The sequence below is a fragment of the Hwanghaeella sp. LZ110 genome (assembly GCF_048892525.1).
In the GTDB taxonomy this organism is placed as follows: Bacteria; Pseudomonadota; Alphaproteobacteria; order UBA8366; family Aestuariispiraceae; genus Pacificispira.
In genome coordinates this window covers 139,753-159,166 of sequence record NZ_JBLZHT010000007.1, presented here as the reverse complement: position 1 = coordinate 159,166, position 19,414 = coordinate 139,753, and the positions used below count along the sequence as shown (strand labels likewise).

The following is a 19,414-nucleotide window of genomic DNA, read 5'->3' as shown; positions in this document are numbered from 1 at the left end:
AGCCTCGCCCATAGGGGGAGAAAAGAAGATTTTCCTGAAATCGCCCGGTCACCACCGGCTGACAGTTGGGAATTGGGGGCAAAAGTTTCTGGCCGGACCCTAAGCGTATTTCCAGATTGACTTTGGAAGTCCCCCAGACAGAGACTTTACGATGAAGGGAGCATGCGATGACGGATACAAATAAGACCGATGGTAAGCCTTTGACCGGGCATTGTCTGTGCGGGGCCGTTCAGATTGAAATAACCGACCCTCAGGGCCCGGCCATTGCCTGTCACTGCACCCAGTGCCGCCGACAAAGCGGAAACTATATCGTCAGCACCTATCATCCCATTGAGACTGTAAAGATCACTGGGGCACAGCACTTGACGTGGTTCCATTCGTCGCCTGACAGACCCAGGATACGGCGTGGCTTTTGTGCCACCTGTGGGTCAAACATGTTTTGGGAAAATGAGGACGGCTGGATCAGTGTGAATTTGGGATGCCTGGATACGCCCACCGGGTTGACCACCGCCTATCACATCTTTTGCGCTGATAAGGGCGATTACTACGAAATTGCGGACGGCCTGCCGCAATATGCAAAAGACGACTACCCTGAGCGTCAGGAGTGAAGGCGGTCGGCCAGATCATCAATTTGCCCGATGCGCCATAAGTGAATCTCTCGACTGAGTTTCAGCGTCGGCTTTATCAGGAAGAAGATTGAGCCTATCACAAAGAACCAGATTGCAGCAGTTTCCAGCGACGCCCAAAAGAACAGCACAGACCCGATGGTAAAACAGATCGCTGCGGCAAAATCGACAGCGGTATGGGCGATTTCGTACAGTGCATAGATACGGCGCGTATCTGCATTCTGTTCCTGATTTTCGCGGTAAAACAGGCGCATTGTGATCTCCAATAGGGTCTTGGCACGGGGAATTCGAAGACCAAGGCTTGCAAATAATGCATGATGATCCAAGCGCTTTTTCCGCGAAAGCGTGATGTCGCAAATTTGTTTTCAGGGTATGCTGATCGCGGGTTCGTATTAGGAGGCTTTGTATGAAAGAACATCCCATCACTGGTGGCATCGCAGCCGAATTGTCCGGCATTGATTTGAAACAGCCGATTTCCGATGATCTGGCGGAGGCATTGCGCGATTCCCTTGCGCGTAATCTTGTGTTGGTGATCCGCGATCAGTTCCTGGATATCGATCAGCATCGCCGCCTGGCTGAGGTTTTTGGCCCCCCTGCGATCAACCCCTATGCGCCGGGTAAGGGCGATCATCCGGAAATGACCAGCGTGATTAAGGAAGCGTCTGAGCGCACGGGGGTTTTTGGGGGTGGCTGGCATTCGGATCTGACATTCCTGGAAAAACCACCCGGCGGATCAGTTCTGTGTGCCATCCAGATTCCCCCCTATGGCGGGGATACGCTGTATGCCAGCCAACAGGCGGCCTGGGACGCTTTGCCCGAACCCCTGAAGCAATTGCTGGATGGGCGCGATGCGATCCATGTCGGCAAACCCTATGGCGTGAAATGGGCCCCACCGGTCGAAGAACAATCCATGAAGGGCTCCACCAAGCGCAACGACCCCGAAGCAGATAAGGAACGCTTTCACCCTGCCGTGCTGACCCATCCTGTGACGGGCCGCAAGGGATTGTACATTAATGAAACCTATACAATGCGCCTGGATGGCCTCAGCGAGGCCGACAGCGCGCCCATCCTGCGCCAGATTTTCCAGCACAGCACCTTACCTGAATTCTGCTGTCGCCTGCGTTGGTCGCCCGGAATGATCACAATCTGGGACAATTACTCAACCCAGCACTATGCCATCAACGACTATCACGGCCACCGCCGCGAAATGCGCCGCACGACCTTTGAGGGCGACCGCCCCATTCGGGAGTGGGCTTAAGGGATATCTTTCACAGGTAAGAAATAGCGCATGGGATTTGAGGGGAAGGCCTGAAAGCCAAATTTTTCATAAAGGGCTTTGCGCATTTGAATTTTTTGGGGATCGCCGCAATCCAGAATATCCAGCACAACAATCGCGATACCCAGTGATTGTGAGGCGGCTTTAATTCTTAGCAGCGCATCCACCAGAAGGTCTGATCCGTATCCCTTGCCAGCGAAGCGTTGATCCACAGCGATCATTGATAGAAATGCTGCGGGAATAGAGCCATTTCTGGGTCGGTTTCGGGCGTATCTATCCGGCAGGTTCGTATAGTCCACAGAATGTGCATTGATGGCGTAAAATCCGAATACAACGCTGCTGCCATTTTCACCCAGAACAAAAAGCCGGATTGTATCTGCTTTTGAGAGTTTGTTTGCCGTTTTCTGGAAAAAGTTATCAACGCTGGGCACGCCGCATGAAAAAGATCCCCGGTCATGTGACTGCGGATCAAAGGGCTGAATGATTAGATGAGGCGTGTCTGACGGCCCGCTCACTTGGACTCAATTGTTGCCTGATGCCGTGCCACAGCGTGCTTCAATGCCTCTGACGGAGAAGGGGACCCATCCAATGCCGCAAAAAAGGCGTCATGGTCTCTTGCATCCAGAATGGTTCGTTCATGGGCTGCGATTGTTTCTAACGCGGATTGATACGCAGCAGACAGGGTGAACACGGAATCATCAACACCAGACAGGGCTGCAGCCCGTTGAATGATTTGTTTAATACGCGGTTTTGCCCGAAAGCTCATGCGTTCCGTGCTCTTTTCATCCAGGTCCGTCGCCCAGTCAGAGTGCATCGTCATCAGGTCATCCTTTTGATGTGCCCTGATATGTACGCCTTTGTGGCGTACATATCAAGATGGATAACAGTCCCCCTTACTCCGCCGCTTCCTGATAGGCCTCCATTGGGGGGCAGGTGCAGACCAGGTTTCTATCGCCTGCCACATTGTCGATGCGCGCGACGGGGGGCCAGTATTTGTCGTCGCGGGTGGCGGGCAGGGGGAAATAGGCGACTTCCTTGCTGTAGGGTTTGGGCCAGGGATCAGACATCAGCAGGTGATGGGTGTGGGGCGCATCGGTCAGCGGGTTGATATCCCGGTCTGATGCACCGCTTTCCACATCGCGGATTTCCTGGCGGATCTGGATCATTGCGTCACAGAACCGGTCCAATTCCCGTTTCGCCTCGCTTTCGGTCGGCTCAATCATCATGGTTTCCGGCACGGGCCAGGACATGGTCGGCGCGTGGAAGCCATAATCGACCAAACGCTTGGCGATGTCTTCCACGGTGATGCCGCAACTGTCCTTAAACGCGCGACAATCAACGATGCATTCGTGGGCCACCGTACCATTGCGGCCCTTATAGAGGATCGGGTAATGATCCTCCAACCGCTTGGCGATGTAGTTCGCATTCAGAATGGCGATTTCCGTCGCTTGGCGCAGACCCTTGGGTCCCATCATGCGGATATAGGCCCAGACGATGGGTAGAATGCTGGCCGATCCCCAGGGCGCGGCAGAAACGGGGCCAATCGGCTCCCCCTCATGGGCATAGGGGTTCAGGCCTTCAACCATGGGATGGGACGGCAAGAAGGGGGCCAGATGCCGTTTCACGCCAATTGGTCCCATGCCGGGACCACCGCCACCATGGGGGATGCAGAAGGTCTTGTGCAGGTTCAAATGGCTGACATCTGCCCCGAATTTGCCGGGCTTACAGATGCCGACCATGGCATTCAGATTGGCCCCATCGACATAGACTTGACCGCCATGGGAATGGATCAGGGCGCAGATATCCTCAATAGTTTCTTCAAACACGCCATGGGTGGACGGATAAGTGACCATGATCGCCGCCAGCGTGTCGGAGTATTGTTCCGCCTTGGCCGCCAAGTCGTCCATATCGACATTGCCATGATCGTCACATTTTACGACCTTGACCTCCATGCCCGCCATGATCGCGCTGGCCGGATTGGTGCCGTGGGCGGAAGAGGGGATGAGGCAGATCGTGCGCTGGGTATCGCCACGGGTTTCGTGATATTTGCGGATTGTCAGCAGGCCCGCATATTCGCCCTGACTGCCCGCATTGGGCATCAGGGACAGCGCATCATAGCCGGTGATTTCGCACAGCCATTCTTCCAGGTCTTCAAACAGTTGCTGATAGCCCTGTGCCTGTTCCAGCGGGGCAAAAGGATGCAAATGCGCGAAATGCCGCCAGGTGACGGGGATCATCTCCGTCGTCGCATTCAGTTTCATGGTGCAGGATCCCAGCGGAATCATCGACCGATCCAGCGCGATATCCTTCGCCGCCAGCCAGCGGATATAGCGCAGCATTTCCGTTTCGCCATGATACATGTTGAAAACGGGATGGGTCATAAAGCTGTCTGGCATGCGGCGCATCGCATGGGGGATGATGTCGTCGCCCGCATCTTTGTCCAGGGTGGAGACATTGAAAAGGCTGTCGGCCTTGGATGAAAACACCCTCAACAGGTCTTGGATATTGGCCTTCTTGGTGACTTCATCGACGGAAATTCCGATTGTATCCGCATCGACAAAGCGCAGATTAATGCGGGCTTCTTTCGCCTTTGCCAGAATGCGCGGGGCCTGGCCTGGTATGCGCACCTGGATCGTGTCAAAGAACTGATCATGCACGATTTCATGGTCCATGCGCCGCAGCCCTTCGGCCACGATCTGGGCCTTGCGGTGAATACGGCGCGCGATGCGGTACAGGCCATCGGGACCGTGATACACCCCGAAGAATCCGGCGATCACGGCCAGCAGGACCTGGGCCGTGCAGATATTGCTGGTCGCCTTTTCGCGCCGGATATGCTGTTCCCGGGTTTGCAGCGCCATGCGCAGGGCTTTCTTGCCTTCGGCATCCACAGACACGCCGATGATGCGCCCGGGGCATTGGCGTTTATAGACATCTTTGGTCGCAAAGAAGGCCGCATGCGGGCCGCCATAGCCCATGGGAACACCAAATCTTTGGGCGGAACCCACCACGATATCGGCCCCGAACTCGCCAGGGGATTTCAGCATCACCATGGCCATCAGGTCACTGGCAATGACGGCAAGCCCGCCCTTGGCCTGAATCTGTTTGATCGGTTGGGTGATGTCGCGCACTTGTCCGGATGATCCTGGATATTGCACCAGCACGCCAAACACATCGGCTGCTTCCAGATCGGTGAAGGCGTCACCCTGCACAATTGTCATGCCCATCGCTTGTGCGCGAGTTTTCAGGACCGCTAAAGTCTGGGGATGTACGTCATTATCGACAAAGAAGGCATCGGATTTCGTCTTACCCACCCGATGGGCCATCGCCATGGCTTCGGCTGCCGCCGTTCCTTCATCCAACAGGGACGCATTGGCGATTTCCATGCCGGTCAGGTCGATGATCATCTGTTGGTAATTCAACAGCGCCTCCAGGCGACCCTGGCTGACTTCTGCCTGGTAGGGTGTATAGGCCGTGTACCAGCCTGGATTTTCCAGAACATTGCGCAGGATGACCGGTGGCGTGACGGTGCCGTAATAGCCCATGCCGATCATGGTGGTGAACACCTCGTTCCGCTCAGATATGCGGCGCAGGTCTGACAGGGTACGGCGCTCGCTGGTGGCTTGGGGCAGGTTCAGCGGTTCGTCCAATCGGATGGAGGCGGGAACCGTTGCCTGCAGCAGGGCCTCAATCGACGGATAGCCCAGTGTCGTCAGCATTTCGCGGATCTGGGACTGACCCGGCCCAATATGGCGACGAATGAAATCCTCCCGGATTTCCAAATCGTCCAGGGTCAGACGATCAAACTGGCTATTGGTCATAAAGACTCTCCTGCAGGGCTTTTGGCAAATGCGGGCCGGAATGGCCCAGTCTTTTAAGGTTTAGTCTTCTATGAAGTCGCCGTATTCGCTCTCCGTCATCAGATCGTCCAGTTCCCCGGCATCTTCGATCTTCATCTTGAAGAACCAGCCGTCCCCTTCTGCATCTTCATTGACCAGGGCCGGATTGTCGGTCAGGGCGTCATTTACTTCCAGGATTTCCCCACCGATCGGGGCATAGACTTCGCTGGCGGCCTTTACCGATTCGACGACGCCGGCTTCATCATCCTTGTTAAAGACGGCCCCGACTTCTGGCAGATCGACAAAGACGATATCCCCCAATTGCTCTTGCGCGTGAATGGTAATGCCTATGGTGGCGGTATCGCCGTCGATTTCGATCCATTCATGCTCTTCAGAAAATTTGCGTTCGGCCATGACGACTATAGCTCCCCTATTTTCAGGTTGGGTCATTGGTTGTTTGGTAGGCTTGGTTTACACGATGAACTGTACCTTGAAATTGTTAACCCCGAAAGAATCCGGGCGGTACGAAAGGCATTTTTGTGATGGTGGCGGGCAGGGATTTTCCCCGAACCGACAAGAAAACAGGCGTTCCCGGTTTTGCATAGTCAATGGGGACATAGCCCATGGCAACGGGACCGCCGACCGTCGGGCCAAAACCGCCACTGGTGATCTGTCCAATTTCCGACCCACCGTCCGCATCCAGAATAAGTGTCCCTTCGCGGGCCGGGGCGCGACCATCAGGCAGAATGCCAACCCGTTTGCGCGTTGCGCCTTCTGCGATTTGCTTTTGCACAATTTCTGCGCCAGGAAAGCCGCCTTCTGCGAGGCGGCGTTTGCCAATGGACCACAGCAGACCCGCTTCGATAGGGCTGGTGGTCGTATCAATGTCATGACCATACAGGCACAGGCCTGCTTCCAGTCTCAGCGAATCGCGGGCGCCCAGTCCTATCGGTTCGACGGCGGGATCCCCCAGCAGCAGGCGGGCCAACGCCTCGGCCTGGTCATTAGGAACGGATATCTCATACCCATCTTCGCCGGTATAGCCGGATCGGCTGATCCACAGATCGATGCCATCAAATTCGACCACGGTTTGGCTCATGAATGGCATCGTTGCCAGGGCCGGACCAAACAATCGCGCGGCAACACCCGACGCTTTTGGTCCCTGAAGCGCGATCAAGGCGCGGTCTTCCAGGGGCTCTACACGGATGCGGCCTTTCAAGGCCTTGGCAATAAGGGGCAGGTCCTGGTCCTTGCAGGCCGCGTTCACGACCAGATACAAACGGTCACGGCCCAGGGCAGCGATGGGGCGCGTGACCATCAGGTCATCCAAAATGCCACCCGTGTCATTCAGCAGTTGGGAATAGCGTTGTTGCCCCGGTTCCAGGGATTGAACATCCGCTGGCACCAGGCTTTCAAAGGCGATTGCGGGATCCGCGCCATCTTCGGCGATCAGCCAGGCTTGGCCCATATGGGAAACATCGAATAATCCAGCCGCGCTGCGGGTATGCAGATGTTCTTTCAGGATTCCGGCTGGGAATTGAACCGGCATGTCATAGCCGGCAAAGGGAACCATCTTGCCGCCCAGTTCACGGTGTAGGGCGTTCAACGGCGTGACCGCCAATTCCTGATCAGACATACATTCGGCCCCTTCCAAGGTCCAAAACAAAAAGGCGCGTCCCGAAATCAATCGGTGGCGCGCCCCCTCTGTCATGGAACCTGAGAGTGTGACCGATCCCGACATGATGAAGAGGGTGATCCCTCTGTCAGTCGGGGTGGCTTACCCCTTCGGTGGATAGGGTCTGAACAGACCACATCACTTTCCAGATTGTCCTAACCCGCGCGGTCCAGGGGCCTGAGAGATTCCGGGGCGGTTGCTCCTTCGGCGGCGACCCATCGGGTCACACTCTCCCACGCAGGTATAACGAACTATAGCGCGGCGAGAGTACCTGATCCCTTTGCCGTGTCAAGGCGGTGGGGAGGATGCTGGATCGGACTGCTGTGCGACCTTCGATTTGCCCAGCAAGAAGGGCACGATCAGGCTGATGGCCAGGAATCGGATAATCTGGTGCCCGGCCACAAAAGCCGGGTCCGTATCCAAAGTGAAGGCCAGAACCGTCATGGCTTCCAGCCCACCCGGCGCAAAGGCCAGCCAGACCTGCATGAAGGGCAGATCCAGAAAGGCCGCTGTTGGCCAGGCAAATAGGCTGGTGATCGCAAGCCCTAAACCGGTCGCGCCGATTCCGGCTTTGGTGCAGGAAATCAGGAATTTTTTTGTGCTGCCTGCGAATCGCGTGCCGATGGTCGCACCACAAATGATCAGCGGCGGATACAGGACGTAGGCAGGAATAGCACCTTCCACCGTGCCTGTCATGAACAGGGCGCCACTGATAACCATTGGGCCTGTAAAATAGGGGGCGGGAATTCGGAGCAAGCTTCCTAATGGAACCCCTAAGCAGGAGAGTGCCAGGACCATCGCAATTTCTGGCCAGCCCAACATGTCCTTAGGAATCGCTGTGGGCATCGGCGAATGCACATTCGTATAGCCTACAACAATTGGGATCAGCACCATAACGGTTGCCAGCCGCACGGTTTGGATGACGGCAACCCGACGTGTATCGGCGCCGATCTCTGTCGCGACAGCGACAACAAAACTCATCGCCCCTGGGACGGAACACAATATCGCCGTGTTGCGATCATAATGATGAAACCGGCGCAGATACAGGCGAACCAGCGCCAACAGGATAATCATGCTGATGCCGAGCATGATCAGGGATACAGGCCAGTCTGGGATAGAAGACAGGCTGTTTCGGTCAATACCAGCCCCCAGCAAGGATCCCGTCGCGATAAAGCTGAGATTGCTTAACGGGTTTGGCAGTTCCGCCTTGCGCCCGGCGATGACCCATATTGCGACGGCCAGCATGGATCCGCTGAGATAGGCGGCGGGAAGGTCCAAAAAGTCAAAGACGCAGCCCCCCAAAGAGCCGATCAACAGCGTGATAAGGAGGGTCCATGTCAGGTCTGAAAACGGGTTCTTATTTTGGAATTGGGTCAGCGACGGCTTTCCTCGCGATTGTACTGTAATTCTTCCTCAGACAGGACCAGACCGATGAAGAGGATGAAAGACTTGGCGGATTGTTCTTCTTTCTTCGGGATCACCACAGTCACCGTATCTGCCGAGACAGTCGTGGTGCGATTGCCGTCAAAATTCAGGGTCATATCCATTTCACGCCGGTTCAGGATCTGACGATCTGGCGTTGATACCGCCAGAAACAGACTGATGGGCTCTATACCTGATTTCTGGGCCGGGCCACGCACGCCGCGCACCGCGATAGGAAAGGTCATTTCAACTTCCTCATCCTTTACGGTGCATTCCCCAGACAGGAATCGGATTTCGCCACGCATCACAACGTCCGTGATGTCACGCCCGGATCCAGGGGCAAAGCGCGTAACCCGCTCCGTATCCAGTGGGATCAGAATGGGGGGGCAGGGAATAATCTTTGTCGGTTCCGCGCAGGCCGTAAGGACAGTCAGACAAATCCCGAGAAGCAAAAGCCGCATATTCAGTTTAACTCCCTGCATACTGAAAAATCCCATTGTAAACTTCGTGGCATGTTAGAATTTTGAATGCGTACCGTCACACAGTGGTCCGCGATCACTATGCTTGCAGCCACAGAAAAATATCGTGCGTGACTTATCTGCGGTATAGATTTGTGGTGTCATTTTTGTCCCTGTGTGGCTTCCGTCGCAAAAGGGCTGGGATGCAGAACGCCCGCAGGCGCACCAGAAGTACTTTTGTCCCGCCACAACTTCAATGGGGAAGGGTTGTTTCGCCGCGATCAAAGGATCGGTCATCGTGATGTTCCACCATCATGCGGGGCGCGTTGGATGCGCAATTTCACTGTAGGGGGAGACTAATCGACAGGCCCGCCTGGAACAAGCGCCGCGCGGGAATAACTCCTTCTCTGTTGACGGAATTGCCGGAACACGCGACGTAAGGGAATGCAGTGTGGAATGAAAGAATGAAACATGGCTGATGTGAAACCAGATTTGGCGATAAAACTGGCAGGCCCCCGCGGTTTCTGTGCCGGTGTGGACCGGGCTATCCTGATCGTTGAAAAGGCGCTGGAAAAATTCGGCGCCCCTGTTTATGTGCGCCACGAGATTGTCCATAACCGTTTTGTTGTCGAATCACTGGAAAGCAAGGGGGCGATCTTTGTTGAAGAACTGGACGAGGCCCCAACCGACCGGCCGGTGATTTTTTCTGCCCATGGTGTGCCGAAATCTGTTCCTGCCGCCGCACAGGCGCGGGAGATGATTTATGTCGATGCGACCTGTCCCCTGGTCAGCAAGGTCCACCGGGAAGTGGAACGCTATCACGATGGCGGGCATACGATCATTCTGATTGGCCATGTCGGTCATCCGGAAGTGGTTGGCACGATGGGGCAATTGCCAGACGGGGCGGTCGTTTTGGTCGAAACCCTGGCGGATGTGGCGAAACTGGATTTCCCCCCTGATGCGCCATTGGCTTTTGCGACTCAGACCACATTGTCGGTGGACGATACGGCGGAAATCATTGATGCGTTGCGGGTACGCTATCCAGACATTGCCGGGCCAAAGCGCGAAGATATCTGTTATGCCACGACCAATCGTCAGGCAGCAGTGCGGGCCCTGGCGGCAGAGGTTGAGGCCGTGCTGGTCATCGGTGCCCCAAATTCGTCAAATTCCCGTCGGTTGGTTGAAGTCGCGCGGGTTGCGGGCTGCCCAAAGGCTGCTTTGGTTCAACGGGCCACCGACATTGATTGGGACTGGATGCAGGGTGTTTCCCGGCTTGGCATATCCGCCGGCGCCTCCGCCCCGGAAGTACTGGTGGAAGAGGTGATCAATGCATGTCGTGATCATTATGCGGTCACGGTCAGCCAGATCTCCATTGCGCAGGAAGATGTGGAATTCAAGCTTCCCCGTCTTTTAACCCAGTAAACTTTTAACCCAGTAAACTTTTAACCCAGTAAACTTTAACCAAATCGATAAGCGACGGATTCAGTATGGCGGTTTACACGGATGTATCCGACGAAGATATGTCGGCCTTTATCGCACAATACGGCATTGGCGACTTGGTGTCGGCAAAAGGCATTGCGGAAGGGGTGGAGAATTCCAATTACCTGATCCGGACCACCCAGGACACCTTTATCCTGACCTTATATGAAAAGCGCGTGAAGCGTGAAGATCTGCCGTTCTTCATCGGTTTGATGAACCATCTGGCGGAAAAAGGCCTGCCCTGTCCGCGTCCGATTGAAATGCCGGACGGCACGGCGCTGCGGGATCTGAATGACAGGCCTGCAGCGGTCACCAGCTTTCTGGAAGGCATGTGGGCGCGGCGCATCCGCAAGGAACATTGTGCGCAATTGGGGGCGGCCCTGGCGGATCTGCATGCAGCTGGTGCAGATTTCCCAATGCATCGCCGCAATGGTCTGACGCTTGGGGATTGGCGGCCTTTATTTGAGAAGTCAGAAGCCCGCGCCCATGAAGTTCATAAGGATATGGCGCCGCTGATCCGCGCAGAACTGGATTTTCTGGAGGCGAATTGGCCAAAGGACCTGCCCATAGGGGTGTGTCATGCCGATATGTTTCCCGACAATGTGTTTTTCATCGGGGACCGGCTGTCCGGCGTGATCGACTTCTATTTCGCCTGCACGGATTTCCTGGCCTATGATTTGGCAATCTGTTTGAACGCCTGGTGTTTTGAGCGGGATCGCAGTTTCAACGTCACCAAGGCCCGGGCCTTGCTGTCCAACTATGCGCAGCATCGTCCGCTGACATCGGCGGAAATTGAGGCATTGTCCATTCTGGCGCGAGGGTCGGCGATGCGATTCTTGCTAACGCGATTATATGACTGGTTGAATTGCCCACCAGGAGCCTTGGTGCGTCCCCATGACCCAATGGACTATTTCGACCGGCTGCGATTCCATCAGGGTGTCTCCTCCGCCAGCGCATACGGATTTGATGGGTCATGAGCGAAAAGACCCTGGTTGAGATTTTCACCGATGGTGCCTGCAGCGGCAATCCTGGTCCCGGCGGATGGGGCGCGGTCATCCGGTGGGGTGCCCATGAAAAGGAAATCTGTGGCGGCGAGTTGGACACAACGAACAACCGTATGGAATTAATGGCCGCGATTGCCGGGCTGGAGGCGCTGACGCGCCCCATGGCTGTACGCCTGACGACAGACAGTACCTATGTCAAAGACGGCATTACCAAATGGATCCATGGCTGGAAAAAGAATGGCTGGAAGACGGCGGCGAAAAAACCTGTGAAGAATGCGGATTTATGGCAGCGACTGGAACTTGCCGTGGCCCGGCACAAGATCGAATGGGCCTGGGTCAAGGGGCATGCCGGACATCCAGAAAATGAACGGGCCGATGAATTAGCCCGTCAGGGCATTCCAGGGCGTGGTTGACGGGTATGTAACATTTCTAGCGTTCTTTTGACGCCGCACCGCGTTCAACCGGACAGTCCAAGTCATCACCACAACATTCCTCACGACACAGTCTGCACATTGGATAGGCGTCTTTCGGGTGATGCACAAGGTCAACCAATATGGTTTCGACCATCCGTTCCAACTGGGAGCGTTGCGTGCCGGTAAGGGGCGTCAGCGCATTGGTGATCAGGGCTTCGCGCGCGTTGAGAATTGACTCGGCACAAGCAGTTCCAGACTCGGTCAGTATTAGCTGAATGGTCCGCCGGTCCGAACCGGCCCTCTTTGCCACCAGTTTGCGTTGCTCTAATTGCTGTATGGCCCGAACAATTGTGGATTGGCTTTTATTCTGTTGTTTGGCGAGATGCTCAATCAATAATCCAGGCTCGCTGCGAATTGCGATCAGGATGGAGGAACCGATTCCGCCAATCCCGGTAACTTCTTCAGCTTCTGCCGTTATTCTGTCGGCCAAAGTGAGCGCCAGTGCGCCCAGTATATTTTCAAGCCTGGAGTCTTGTGGATTTTGAATGGGAATTACTCCTCAAAGGCGCATCTTAAAACATCGATGATGCGTCTTCCATCGCGAAAGTCCGGATCCTTATCTGGATTGTAACATGCCGTCGTCATGCCGACGAGCATTGGCGATTGAACGAGAGGCCGCAGGAGTGCTGAGAGTTGCGCCCAGGTCAATCCGTTAGGCATAGGATAATCAGACGATGGAAAGTCCACTTCATCGAGAACATCCCAATCAAGATGAAGCCAGAATTTTGATGCGACACCTTGCTGATAGCGGAGAATTTTCTGCGCGATGACCGCAGGTGTCGATTGGTGAATTGCGTCCGCGTCAATGAGCTGGGGCGGGATAGGGAAATCTTCTGGCATTAGGGCGCTTTGACGCAGGGCGATATCCCGATCCCGGAAGCCGACCAATGAAACAGTGTGCGGTGCCAAGCCGGGCCAGCAATCCATTTCAGGCCCCAGGGAGGCGTTGCCTTTGCCCAGAATGAAGTTCATTGGCATGTCAGCGAAATCCCCGGTTGGTGAGGTTTTGCCATCATAAAGATCAAGATGCCCATCGATATAAACTAAGCCGATTTGGCTGGACTCCTGATCCGAAACTTGGGCGGCAGCGGCAATAGCCCCGACAATATTGGTGCAGCAGCCACCGATCAAAATCGGAAAAGTACCCTCGTTCAAAAGACGTGTAACCTGCTTATGGGTTTCGCCAATCACATGCCGGACATCGTCTAGCGCTTTGATGCCGGAGATTGGGTCTCTCTGTGTTCCGTTGATTTCGACGGGAAGATCGTTTGAATCCTTGAGTTCCGGCAGCGCTTGGAGAAGTCCCAGACGCCTAAGGATGGTTGGGGCGCGCGCTGTGCCACCGGGTATTCCTTCGCAATCAACCGGCACGCCGAGAAGAGTTATGTTTAAAGGGTCGCGCATGATAGACATCTATATTAGATCGATGATGCATTAATCTATTTGAATTTTAGAAAGTGTCAATTCGCAAAATCTGTTCATCGAAAATGCGCTAGTACTAGTATAAGGGGATCTTAGCTGTGTGCCTGTGCTTCTGACTTGATGCGCCCGACCATGGCGACAAAACCGTTGCGGCGGTTTGGCGACAGATGGCTCTCCAGGCCCAGGCGCGTCAGGGCTTCGGTCGCGTCCAGTTCCGTGATTTCCTGCGGGGTGCGCCCGGAATACAGTTCCAGCAGGATTGCAATCAACCCCTTGACGATAAAGGCATCGCTGTCGGCGCGAAAGGACAGGGTGCTTGGCTCTGTGCTGTCATCGACCTGGCTGGTCATCCAGACTTGCGACATGCAGCCCCGCACCTTGTTGTCTTCGATCTTCTCGTCTTCCGGCATTGGCGGCAGTTTTTTGCCCAGATCCACGATATAGCGATAGCGCTCTTCCCAATCTTCGAAGAGTTCAAAATCCTCTACCAAATCATCAATGCTGCGCGCCATTTCGACCTCTGTTTTTATCTATGCCTTCCCGCGATATAGGCGGCCTGGGCTTCAGGGTAAAGGTCTAGCTATGATACAGGAACGGGCCACGGATATCGCCCAGCCAGGCCCAGGCCAAGAGAATCATATGGTCGCCCGTCCAGATCGCATGGGGGGTATCACCTGGAATCAACAGGCATTTGCCGGGATCGCGCACCTTTGGTGGGGTTGATCCAATCTGCATGGTCGCGGTTCCGGACACGGGCAGGTAAATCTCATCTGCCGCATGGGCGTGCAGGGGATAGAAGCAATGAGCATCGATCAACAGCAGGCCGACGCGCAGCCGTGTCGTTGGAACCCGCGCATCCTCCCCCACCAGGGTGCAGAAGGCGTGGCGATAGTGAAAGTCGGTCTGTCCATTATTAACATTCGGGTTCCCCGGTGCGCGCTGCCACGACAGTAAGGGCTTCATGGCTGCAATTGCGCCCCTCAGATAGGCGGTTTCCTGAGGGCCTTTCGCCAGGCAGGCGTCCAGTCGGGCGACGACGGGTTCGCTGGATGGATCCCAACTGCGCCGGGCGGGCCCCAAAGCATCCAGTTCAGAAACAAGCGTATTGCACAGACGCCGCCCATCCCGGCGCAGCGTTTCCATAAAGGTGGTCAGAAAGGCATCTTCGGGCCTTTTGTTGGTGCTGCTCCATCCTGCAGAGAGAAAGGGTCTGTTTAGTGTCACGCTGCACCAACCGATGGACGGGGCCAAAGCACGGGAAACCAATCGTCCCGAAGGCGCTGGCCCGCCTGCATGCTATGCCCCGGATAGGGCGGAGAGGTACGCCCTGGACGCTCCACATATCGGGCATCATCTCCAACCCAGCGCATGGAAAATGCTCTGCGTCGATGGGGACCCTGATTGGCAGGCGCACCATGGACGGTGCGGTAATCAAACAGGATGGCGTCGCCCGGCTGCATGGTCCACGACAGCAGGGTATAGCGGTCGGGCTCTGCATCCGGATTTGGAACGGGTAGATAATCGTCCTTGTCTGGATAAAAGCCACTGTCATCCAGCCAGCGCACCGGCAGGACCAGCTTGTCCCATAAATGCGAGCCCTTGATGAATTGAGGACAGGCATCAAGACCAACTGGATCGACGGGTACCCAAATGCTGACGGTCTGACGGCCTTCGACAAAGTAATAGGGGCTGTCCTGATGCCAGGGTGTCTTTTTTGACGTACCGGGCTCTTTCACCAGAACATGATCATGGAAGAATTGCGCTGTCCGACTTTGCATAATCTGTGCGGCGGACTGGCCAACTGGCGAGTCCCGGATGATTTTTTCAAAAGCGGGTATTCGCGGCCAGTTGCAGTAATCGTCAAAAAACCGGCCGGTATCGGTCGCAGTTGTGTTTTCCGCTGCATAGGGGCCAGGCTCTGCCATGTTCTGGTCGATGCCCTGTGCAATGATATCCACCCAGTCGCGCAATAGTCCGCGCACCAGAACCACCCCGTCGGCAGCATAGGCATCAATGTGATTTTGCGTGATCATGGGAAAAATTTATCCTGCAGTAGGGGGCCTGACAAACGCAAAACAGCGGGATGTCAGTTCCCCCGCTGGCTTTGAGGAGTATCGGCATTGGGTCCGGTTTCCTCCGTCACTCCGGTTGCGCCAAAAACCTTGCGCAGGAAACCCGGAGCAATAACAGACAGGGGATTCACATTGACATCCGGATCATCTACTGGCCCGGTCATCCGGTAGGTTACCCCAAATAAACCATCCCCCAGCAATAGATTAATCCCCGGAATAGCGCCGATGGTATTGGAGAAAATGCCAGCCACGGCAATGTCACCGCCGATATTCAGGGTATCTTCCGTGCGGTTGATCGCACCCGTTGCGGTCACGCCCATGGCATTGCCCCGCGCAACACCGTCCAGAATATCGAAGCTGTCAGGGGTCAGGCTGAAATCCACGGTCATCGTGTCAAAGGCCAGGCCTTCATTGTTCAAGGCCGCCAAAATGCCGGTTACAGAAATAACCTCCAGGATTTTGGTCAGGCGCGGCGCATCCAACAGTTTGAAATTGCGCATCTCAATGCGCCCCAGCATGGGATCATCGGCAGTCTGGCGCAGGCCCGTAATTGTCAGCTTTCCGCCTTCCAGTCGACCGGTGATGTCTGCAATGGCCAGGGCCAGACCGGTATCGTCCGCAGTTACATCCAGACTGTGTCCTCCATTGGGCGTTGGCAGATATTGGATGTTCACACTTTTATCTGCCCCCAAGGATCCCAGGACATTCAGGCGGTCGACCTGTTCCCCTTGCAAATCCAGCCTAAAATCGACGTTGTCGACAGACCGATCAGCACTTAGGAAGACTGACTCAACGCTACCTGATATCTGTATCGCAGGTTCCAGAACCGGTGGCGCATCCCTGTCCGTTGTATCGGTTTCATCCAGATCAACAAACGGGGTGATATCCATGCTGGGCCCATTCAAGGTGACCTGATAGATGCCATTAACATCTTTCACCGTGCCGGAAATATTGGTGTTGCCATAGCGCAGGGTTTCGATGGTCGCATTGGTAATACGCTTAAAATCCGCGTTCGCTTGCATTTGACCAACCAGCCGGTGATCCTGACCGCCATCCAGTACGATGTTATCAATGCGATAGCCATTGGTTGGATCAATTCCGATCTTCAACGCCAGGGAACTGGGCGTACCCGGTTCTTTACGCCAATCGACCATATCCACCATCAATGTCGAATGTGTCAGATCGGCCGTCAGATCAATAGTCTGACTGCCTGACTTGAAGGTCGTATAGGTGGCAGACAGGCTGGCCGGGCCTTCCGCTATACCAGCCAGCGGCAGGTTAAAACGACGCAATTCTGAAAGATCCGCAGTGGTGGTGATGGCCAATTGGGTTTGTTGATCCCCCTCGTCTGCAAAGTTTTCATTCCAGATAACACGCGCGGGCGTGGTATCGATGCGAACATCACCTTCCAATACAAGCTTGCCCGGTCGCAGGCCAAGCGCGACGCTTTCTGCAGTAACAACAGCGTCCAATTCCGGACGGGGAACAGAAATCTTTCGCAGCACGGCATCGGTTTCATAAACGATATCATCTGCGTTCAGGTCTGCCAGAAGGGGGAATCGAAACCGCACATCTGCCACTGCGTTTCCGGTAATCCCAGCAGGATTAAGACCAATCCGGGAAATATAGTTGCGGGGACTGGTGTCCAAAAGCTGCAAGGCGGTAGAGAGGGGGGTCGCAATCGACAGTCCGATATCAATGGCTTCATTATCGCCGTCCAACCCGGATATCAGGATCTTTCCATCGGTTAACTTTGCATCTTTCAGCACCCCGGCGGTGATATCGATATCAAATGAGGTATTGGTAAATTCAGCCAGTCCGGCAACGCCTGTCGCGGGCGGCAGGGGGCGCAGGTAATGCACTTGTGCCTGATCAAATTCTATCCCGCCGCTCAGGCTGTTTATCGTTATCTGTTGGGGATCCATATCGGGAATGGACAGGGACGCGGCTATTCCGGCCTGATGCACATCGGCTTCAGGAATATTGTCCGTCACCCATTCGCGGGGATTTGGGGCCAGTGTTTCCGGCCAAAAGGCGGGCAGCCGGTTCATCGGCAGGTCCAGCACAAGCCCATTCAGGTCGATATCCATTCCGGTCTCAGCCGGTCGCGCGGATCCGGTCAGTGAGATACTGGGTCCGGATATGTTTTCCTCTGGATTGCTGAAATCCAGGGTCAGATTTTCCAATGTGATGACATTGTCATCCGGGGACAGGCGGGCTGCCAACCGACCCCACAACAGGTCCGGCACAGTTTCCATCACATCCGGGATGCCTGGCAGTTGCCCGGACCCGAAATTGATATCAACGCGCCCGGATAGGGGCTTCATTTGGGGGTCCAGCGCGAAATCGGCACTGCCATCAACCCGCACCGTCACACCATCCAGCAGGCCCAGTTTAGGGGCGGTTTGAGAGATCGTATCCGCGTCCAGGCCGGTAAATAGGATGGATCCCGTCAAGCCGCCGGTTTCCTCGGACGGCTGTGCTGTCAGGGAAATATCGCCAATGCGCGATGTCAGTTCGGCGGTGATATCACGGGGCAGTCCTTGATCGTTTAATTGTGTCGTGGCCGTGCCCGAAATTGGAACGCGCGGCATATAGGCGACGACATTTTCCACATCGTATAATCCCCCTAACCAGACGGCGGCATCAAATGCATCAAATGTTGCATTCAGGGTTGCAGCGGGCAGGGCGCCGTTTGGCGTTGCGTCCAATTCGATCGATCCTGCCGCGCTGTTCAATCTGGAGGTTGCCCGGATGGGCTGGCCCTGGAAATTGAAATCGACACCCAATTGGCCGCTGATGGTCATATCCGGAAGGTAGAATACCAGATCCGGCAAATAGCGGATTGGCAGGTTGGTATCCAAAGGTCCGAAATTTAGTTTTGTTTCAATCCGTTCCGTGTCCCGAAAGACGGAAACCGATCCTGAAATATCGGTATTTTCCGTAGGCGTTTCCAGGGTGCCATACAGCGTTGCCAACAGCCCCGCTGGGGATCGTGACACCCCTAAATTGGCATTATGCAGCATTAGGGACTCCGCAATGGCATGATCGCGAATTTGGATTTCGGCATCAATAATGCTGAAGGATTGCAGGCCACCCAGAAATGTCTGGGGCTGGGTTTTGCCTGTCAGGGCATTCAGGATCGGCTCTGGAATAAGGGTATTACTGGCTTTTTGAGGGAGGGCGATTTGCGTCCCAGGTATTGACCCGTCATCCGCGCTGTCGCCGTCCAGCCCGTCCATGGATAAAACCAATTGTCCATCTGGATGGCGGTCCAGTTTCAGGGAAGGGCGGATTAAGTCCAGTTTCCTGACCCGGATGTCACCGGATAACAGGGCGGAGAAGGATACTTCCACAGAAACCTGGGGCAAAACCGCCAGCGGGGCCTTGTCCGCCTCCACCACGGTGACATTGGTTGCGATAACGTCGACCGCCCTGTCCCATCCGCCCCAGATTATTTGCGTATTCTCAACCTTGACCCTGTAGGGCGAACCTTCGACATTAAGCGCATCTTCAAGGATAGGGGTCAGCGCAGATATTGAGAGTGGGCCCCGCGATAGGATATAGACCCCTGCGGCACTTAAAAGGACGGTGCCCAAGAGAAGGCCGATTGTGGCCTCTAAAACAATACGCTTGGCTCGCTTATTCATAGTGTCCTTGGTTCAGGAGTA

20 protein-coding genes and 1 riboswitch are annotated in these 19,414 nt (G+C 55.2%); of the genes, 5 read left to right on the top strand and 15 right to left on the bottom strand.

Annotated elements, in window-relative coordinates; translation table 11 throughout:
• The first annotated feature begins 167 nt into the window (after positions 1–167).
• The gene (locus ACOSDM_RS15260; RefSeq protein ID WP_420725407.1) at positions 168–608 is read left to right on the top strand and encodes a GFA family protein; all 441 of its coding nucleotides are present in this window, start codon (positions 168–170) and stop codon (positions 606–608) included.
• Here ACOSDM_RS15260 and ACOSDM_RS15255 read toward each other — a convergent pair.
• A complete protein-coding gene (locus tag ACOSDM_RS15255; protein ID WP_420725406.1) occupies positions 599–880 on the bottom strand; it encodes a YrhK family protein in 282 nt (93 codons plus the stop codon). The genes ACOSDM_RS15260 and ACOSDM_RS15255 overlap by 10 nt on opposite strands.
• A 152-nt stretch (positions 881–1,032) precedes the next feature.
• Between ACOSDM_RS15255 and ACOSDM_RS15250 the strand changes: the two genes are divergently transcribed.
• Entirely contained in the window at positions 1,033–1,884 is an 852-nt protein-coding gene (locus tag ACOSDM_RS15250; protein ID WP_420725405.1) for a TauD/TfdA dioxygenase family protein, read from the top strand.
• On the opposite strand, the gene ACOSDM_RS15245 is transcribed toward ACOSDM_RS15250, so the two are convergent.
• The 8 genes from ACOSDM_RS15245 to ACOSDM_RS15210 all read right to left on the bottom strand — a co-directional run bounded on the left by ACOSDM_RS15245 (position 1,881) and on the right by ACOSDM_RS15210 (position 9,590).
• Positions 1,881–2,333, bottom strand: coding sequence for a GNAT family N-acetyltransferase (locus ACOSDM_RS15245; RefSeq protein WP_420725404.1), 453 nt, complete (start codon positions 2,331–2,333; stop codon positions 1,881–1,883). The two genes, ACOSDM_RS15250 and ACOSDM_RS15245, sit on opposite strands and share 4 nt — an antisense overlap.
• A gap of 80 nt (positions 2,334–2,413) precedes the next feature.
• A complete protein-coding gene (locus tag ACOSDM_RS15240; protein WP_420725403.1) occupies positions 2,414–2,722 on the bottom strand; it encodes a DUF1778 domain-containing protein in 309 nt (102 codons plus the stop codon).
• Positions 2,723–2,795: 73 nt separating this feature from the next.
• Complete coding sequence (gene gcvP, locus ACOSDM_RS15235; RefSeq protein WP_420725402.1) at positions 2,796–5,720, bottom strand: aminomethyl-transferring glycine dehydrogenase; 2,925 nt, start codon at positions 5,718–5,720, stop codon at positions 2,796–2,798.
• 60 nt (positions 5,721–5,780) lie between these two features.
• Positions 5,781–6,152, bottom strand: coding sequence for a glycine cleavage system protein GcvH (gcvH, locus tag ACOSDM_RS15230; RefSeq protein ID WP_420725401.1), 372 nt, complete (start codon positions 6,150–6,152; stop codon positions 5,781–5,783).
• Positions 6,153–6,237: 85 nt separating this feature from the next.
• Positions 6,238–7,374, bottom strand: coding sequence for a glycine cleavage system aminomethyltransferase GcvT (gene gcvT, locus ACOSDM_RS15225; protein ID WP_420725400.1), 1,137 nt, complete (start codon positions 7,372–7,374; stop codon positions 6,238–6,240).
• Positions 7,375–7,568: 194 nt separating this feature from the next.
• Positions 7,569–7,659: riboswitch (glycine riboswitch) on the bottom strand.
• A 42-nt stretch (positions 7,660–7,701) separates the two neighbouring features.
• Complete coding sequence (locus ACOSDM_RS15220; protein WP_420725443.1) at positions 7,702–8,790, bottom strand: AbrB family transcriptional regulator; 1,089 nt, start codon at positions 8,788–8,790, stop codon at positions 7,702–7,704.
• On the bottom strand, positions 8,787–9,317 hold the full coding sequence (locus ACOSDM_RS15215) for a hypothetical protein (protein WP_420725399.1): 531 nt from the start codon (positions 9,315–9,317) through the stop codon (positions 8,787–8,789). Before ACOSDM_RS15215 ends, ACOSDM_RS15220 begins: the two co-directional genes overlap by 4 nt.
• Positions 9,318–9,350: 33 nt before the next feature.
• Positions 9,351–9,590: a CDGSH iron-sulfur domain-containing protein gene (locus tag ACOSDM_RS15210; RefSeq protein ID WP_420725398.1), complete on the bottom strand. Its 240-nt coding sequence runs from the start codon at positions 9,588–9,590 to the stop codon at positions 9,351–9,353.
• A 174-nt stretch (positions 9,591–9,764) separates the two neighbouring features.
• Here ACOSDM_RS15210 and ispH point away from each other — a divergent pair, with 174 nt between their 5' ends.
• The 3 genes from ispH to rnhA all read left to right on the top strand — a co-directional run bounded on the left by ispH (position 9,765) and on the right by rnhA (position 12,189).
• Positions 9,765–10,715 carry a 4-hydroxy-3-methylbut-2-enyl diphosphate reductase gene (gene ispH / locus ACOSDM_RS15205; protein WP_420725397.1) on the top strand — a complete coding sequence of 317 codons (951 nt, stop codon included), beginning with the start codon at positions 9,765–9,767 and terminating at the stop codon, positions 10,713–10,715.
• Positions 10,716–10,780: 65 nt separating this feature from the next.
• On the top strand, positions 10,781–11,749 hold the full coding sequence (locus ACOSDM_RS15200) for a homoserine kinase (RefSeq protein ID WP_420725396.1): 969 nt from the start codon (positions 10,781–10,783) through the stop codon (positions 11,747–11,749).
• Entirely contained in the window at positions 11,746–12,189 is a 444-nt protein-coding gene (rnhA, locus tag ACOSDM_RS15195; protein ID WP_420725395.1) for a ribonuclease HI, read from the top strand. Before ACOSDM_RS15200 ends, rnhA begins: the two co-directional genes overlap by 4 nt.
• A 16-nt stretch (positions 12,190–12,205) precedes the next feature.
• Here rnhA and ACOSDM_RS15190 read toward each other — a convergent pair whose 3' ends face one another.
• The 6 genes from ACOSDM_RS15190 to ACOSDM_RS15165 all read right to left on the bottom strand — a co-directional run bounded on the left by ACOSDM_RS15190 (position 12,206) and on the right by ACOSDM_RS15165 (position 19,393).
• A complete protein-coding gene (locus ACOSDM_RS15190; protein ID WP_420725394.1) occupies positions 12,206–12,679 on the bottom strand; it encodes a MarR family winged helix-turn-helix transcriptional regulator in 474 nt (157 codons plus the stop codon).
• A 62-nt stretch (positions 12,680–12,741) separates the two neighbouring features.
• Positions 12,742–13,653, bottom strand: a complete 912-nt coding sequence (locus tag ACOSDM_RS15185) for an arginase family protein (RefSeq protein WP_420725393.1) — start codon at positions 13,651–13,653, stop codon at positions 12,742–12,744.
• A 110-nt stretch (positions 13,654–13,763) separates the two neighbouring features.
• A complete protein-coding gene (locus tag ACOSDM_RS15180) occupies positions 13,764–14,183 on the bottom strand; it encodes a SufE family protein (protein WP_420725392.1) in 420 nt (139 codons plus the stop codon).
• A 64-nt stretch (positions 14,184–14,247) separates the two neighbouring features.
• Positions 14,248–14,895, bottom strand: a complete 648-nt coding sequence (locus ACOSDM_RS15175; protein ID WP_420725391.1) for a dimethylsulfonioproprionate lyase family protein — start codon at positions 14,893–14,895, stop codon at positions 14,248–14,250.
• Positions 14,892–15,704: a phytanoyl-CoA dioxygenase family protein gene (locus tag ACOSDM_RS15170; protein WP_420725390.1), complete on the bottom strand. Its 813-nt coding sequence runs from the start codon at positions 15,702–15,704 to the stop codon at positions 14,892–14,894. The genes ACOSDM_RS15175 and ACOSDM_RS15170 overlap by 4 nt, the downstream gene beginning before the upstream one ends.
• 53 nt (positions 15,705–15,757) lie before the next feature.
• Positions 15,758–19,393 (bottom strand): DUF3971 domain-containing protein, encoded by a 3,636-nt coding sequence (locus tag ACOSDM_RS15165; RefSeq protein WP_420725389.1) that lies wholly within the window; start codon positions 19,391–19,393, stop codon positions 15,758–15,760.
• Positions 19,394–19,414: the final 21 nt, after the last annotated feature.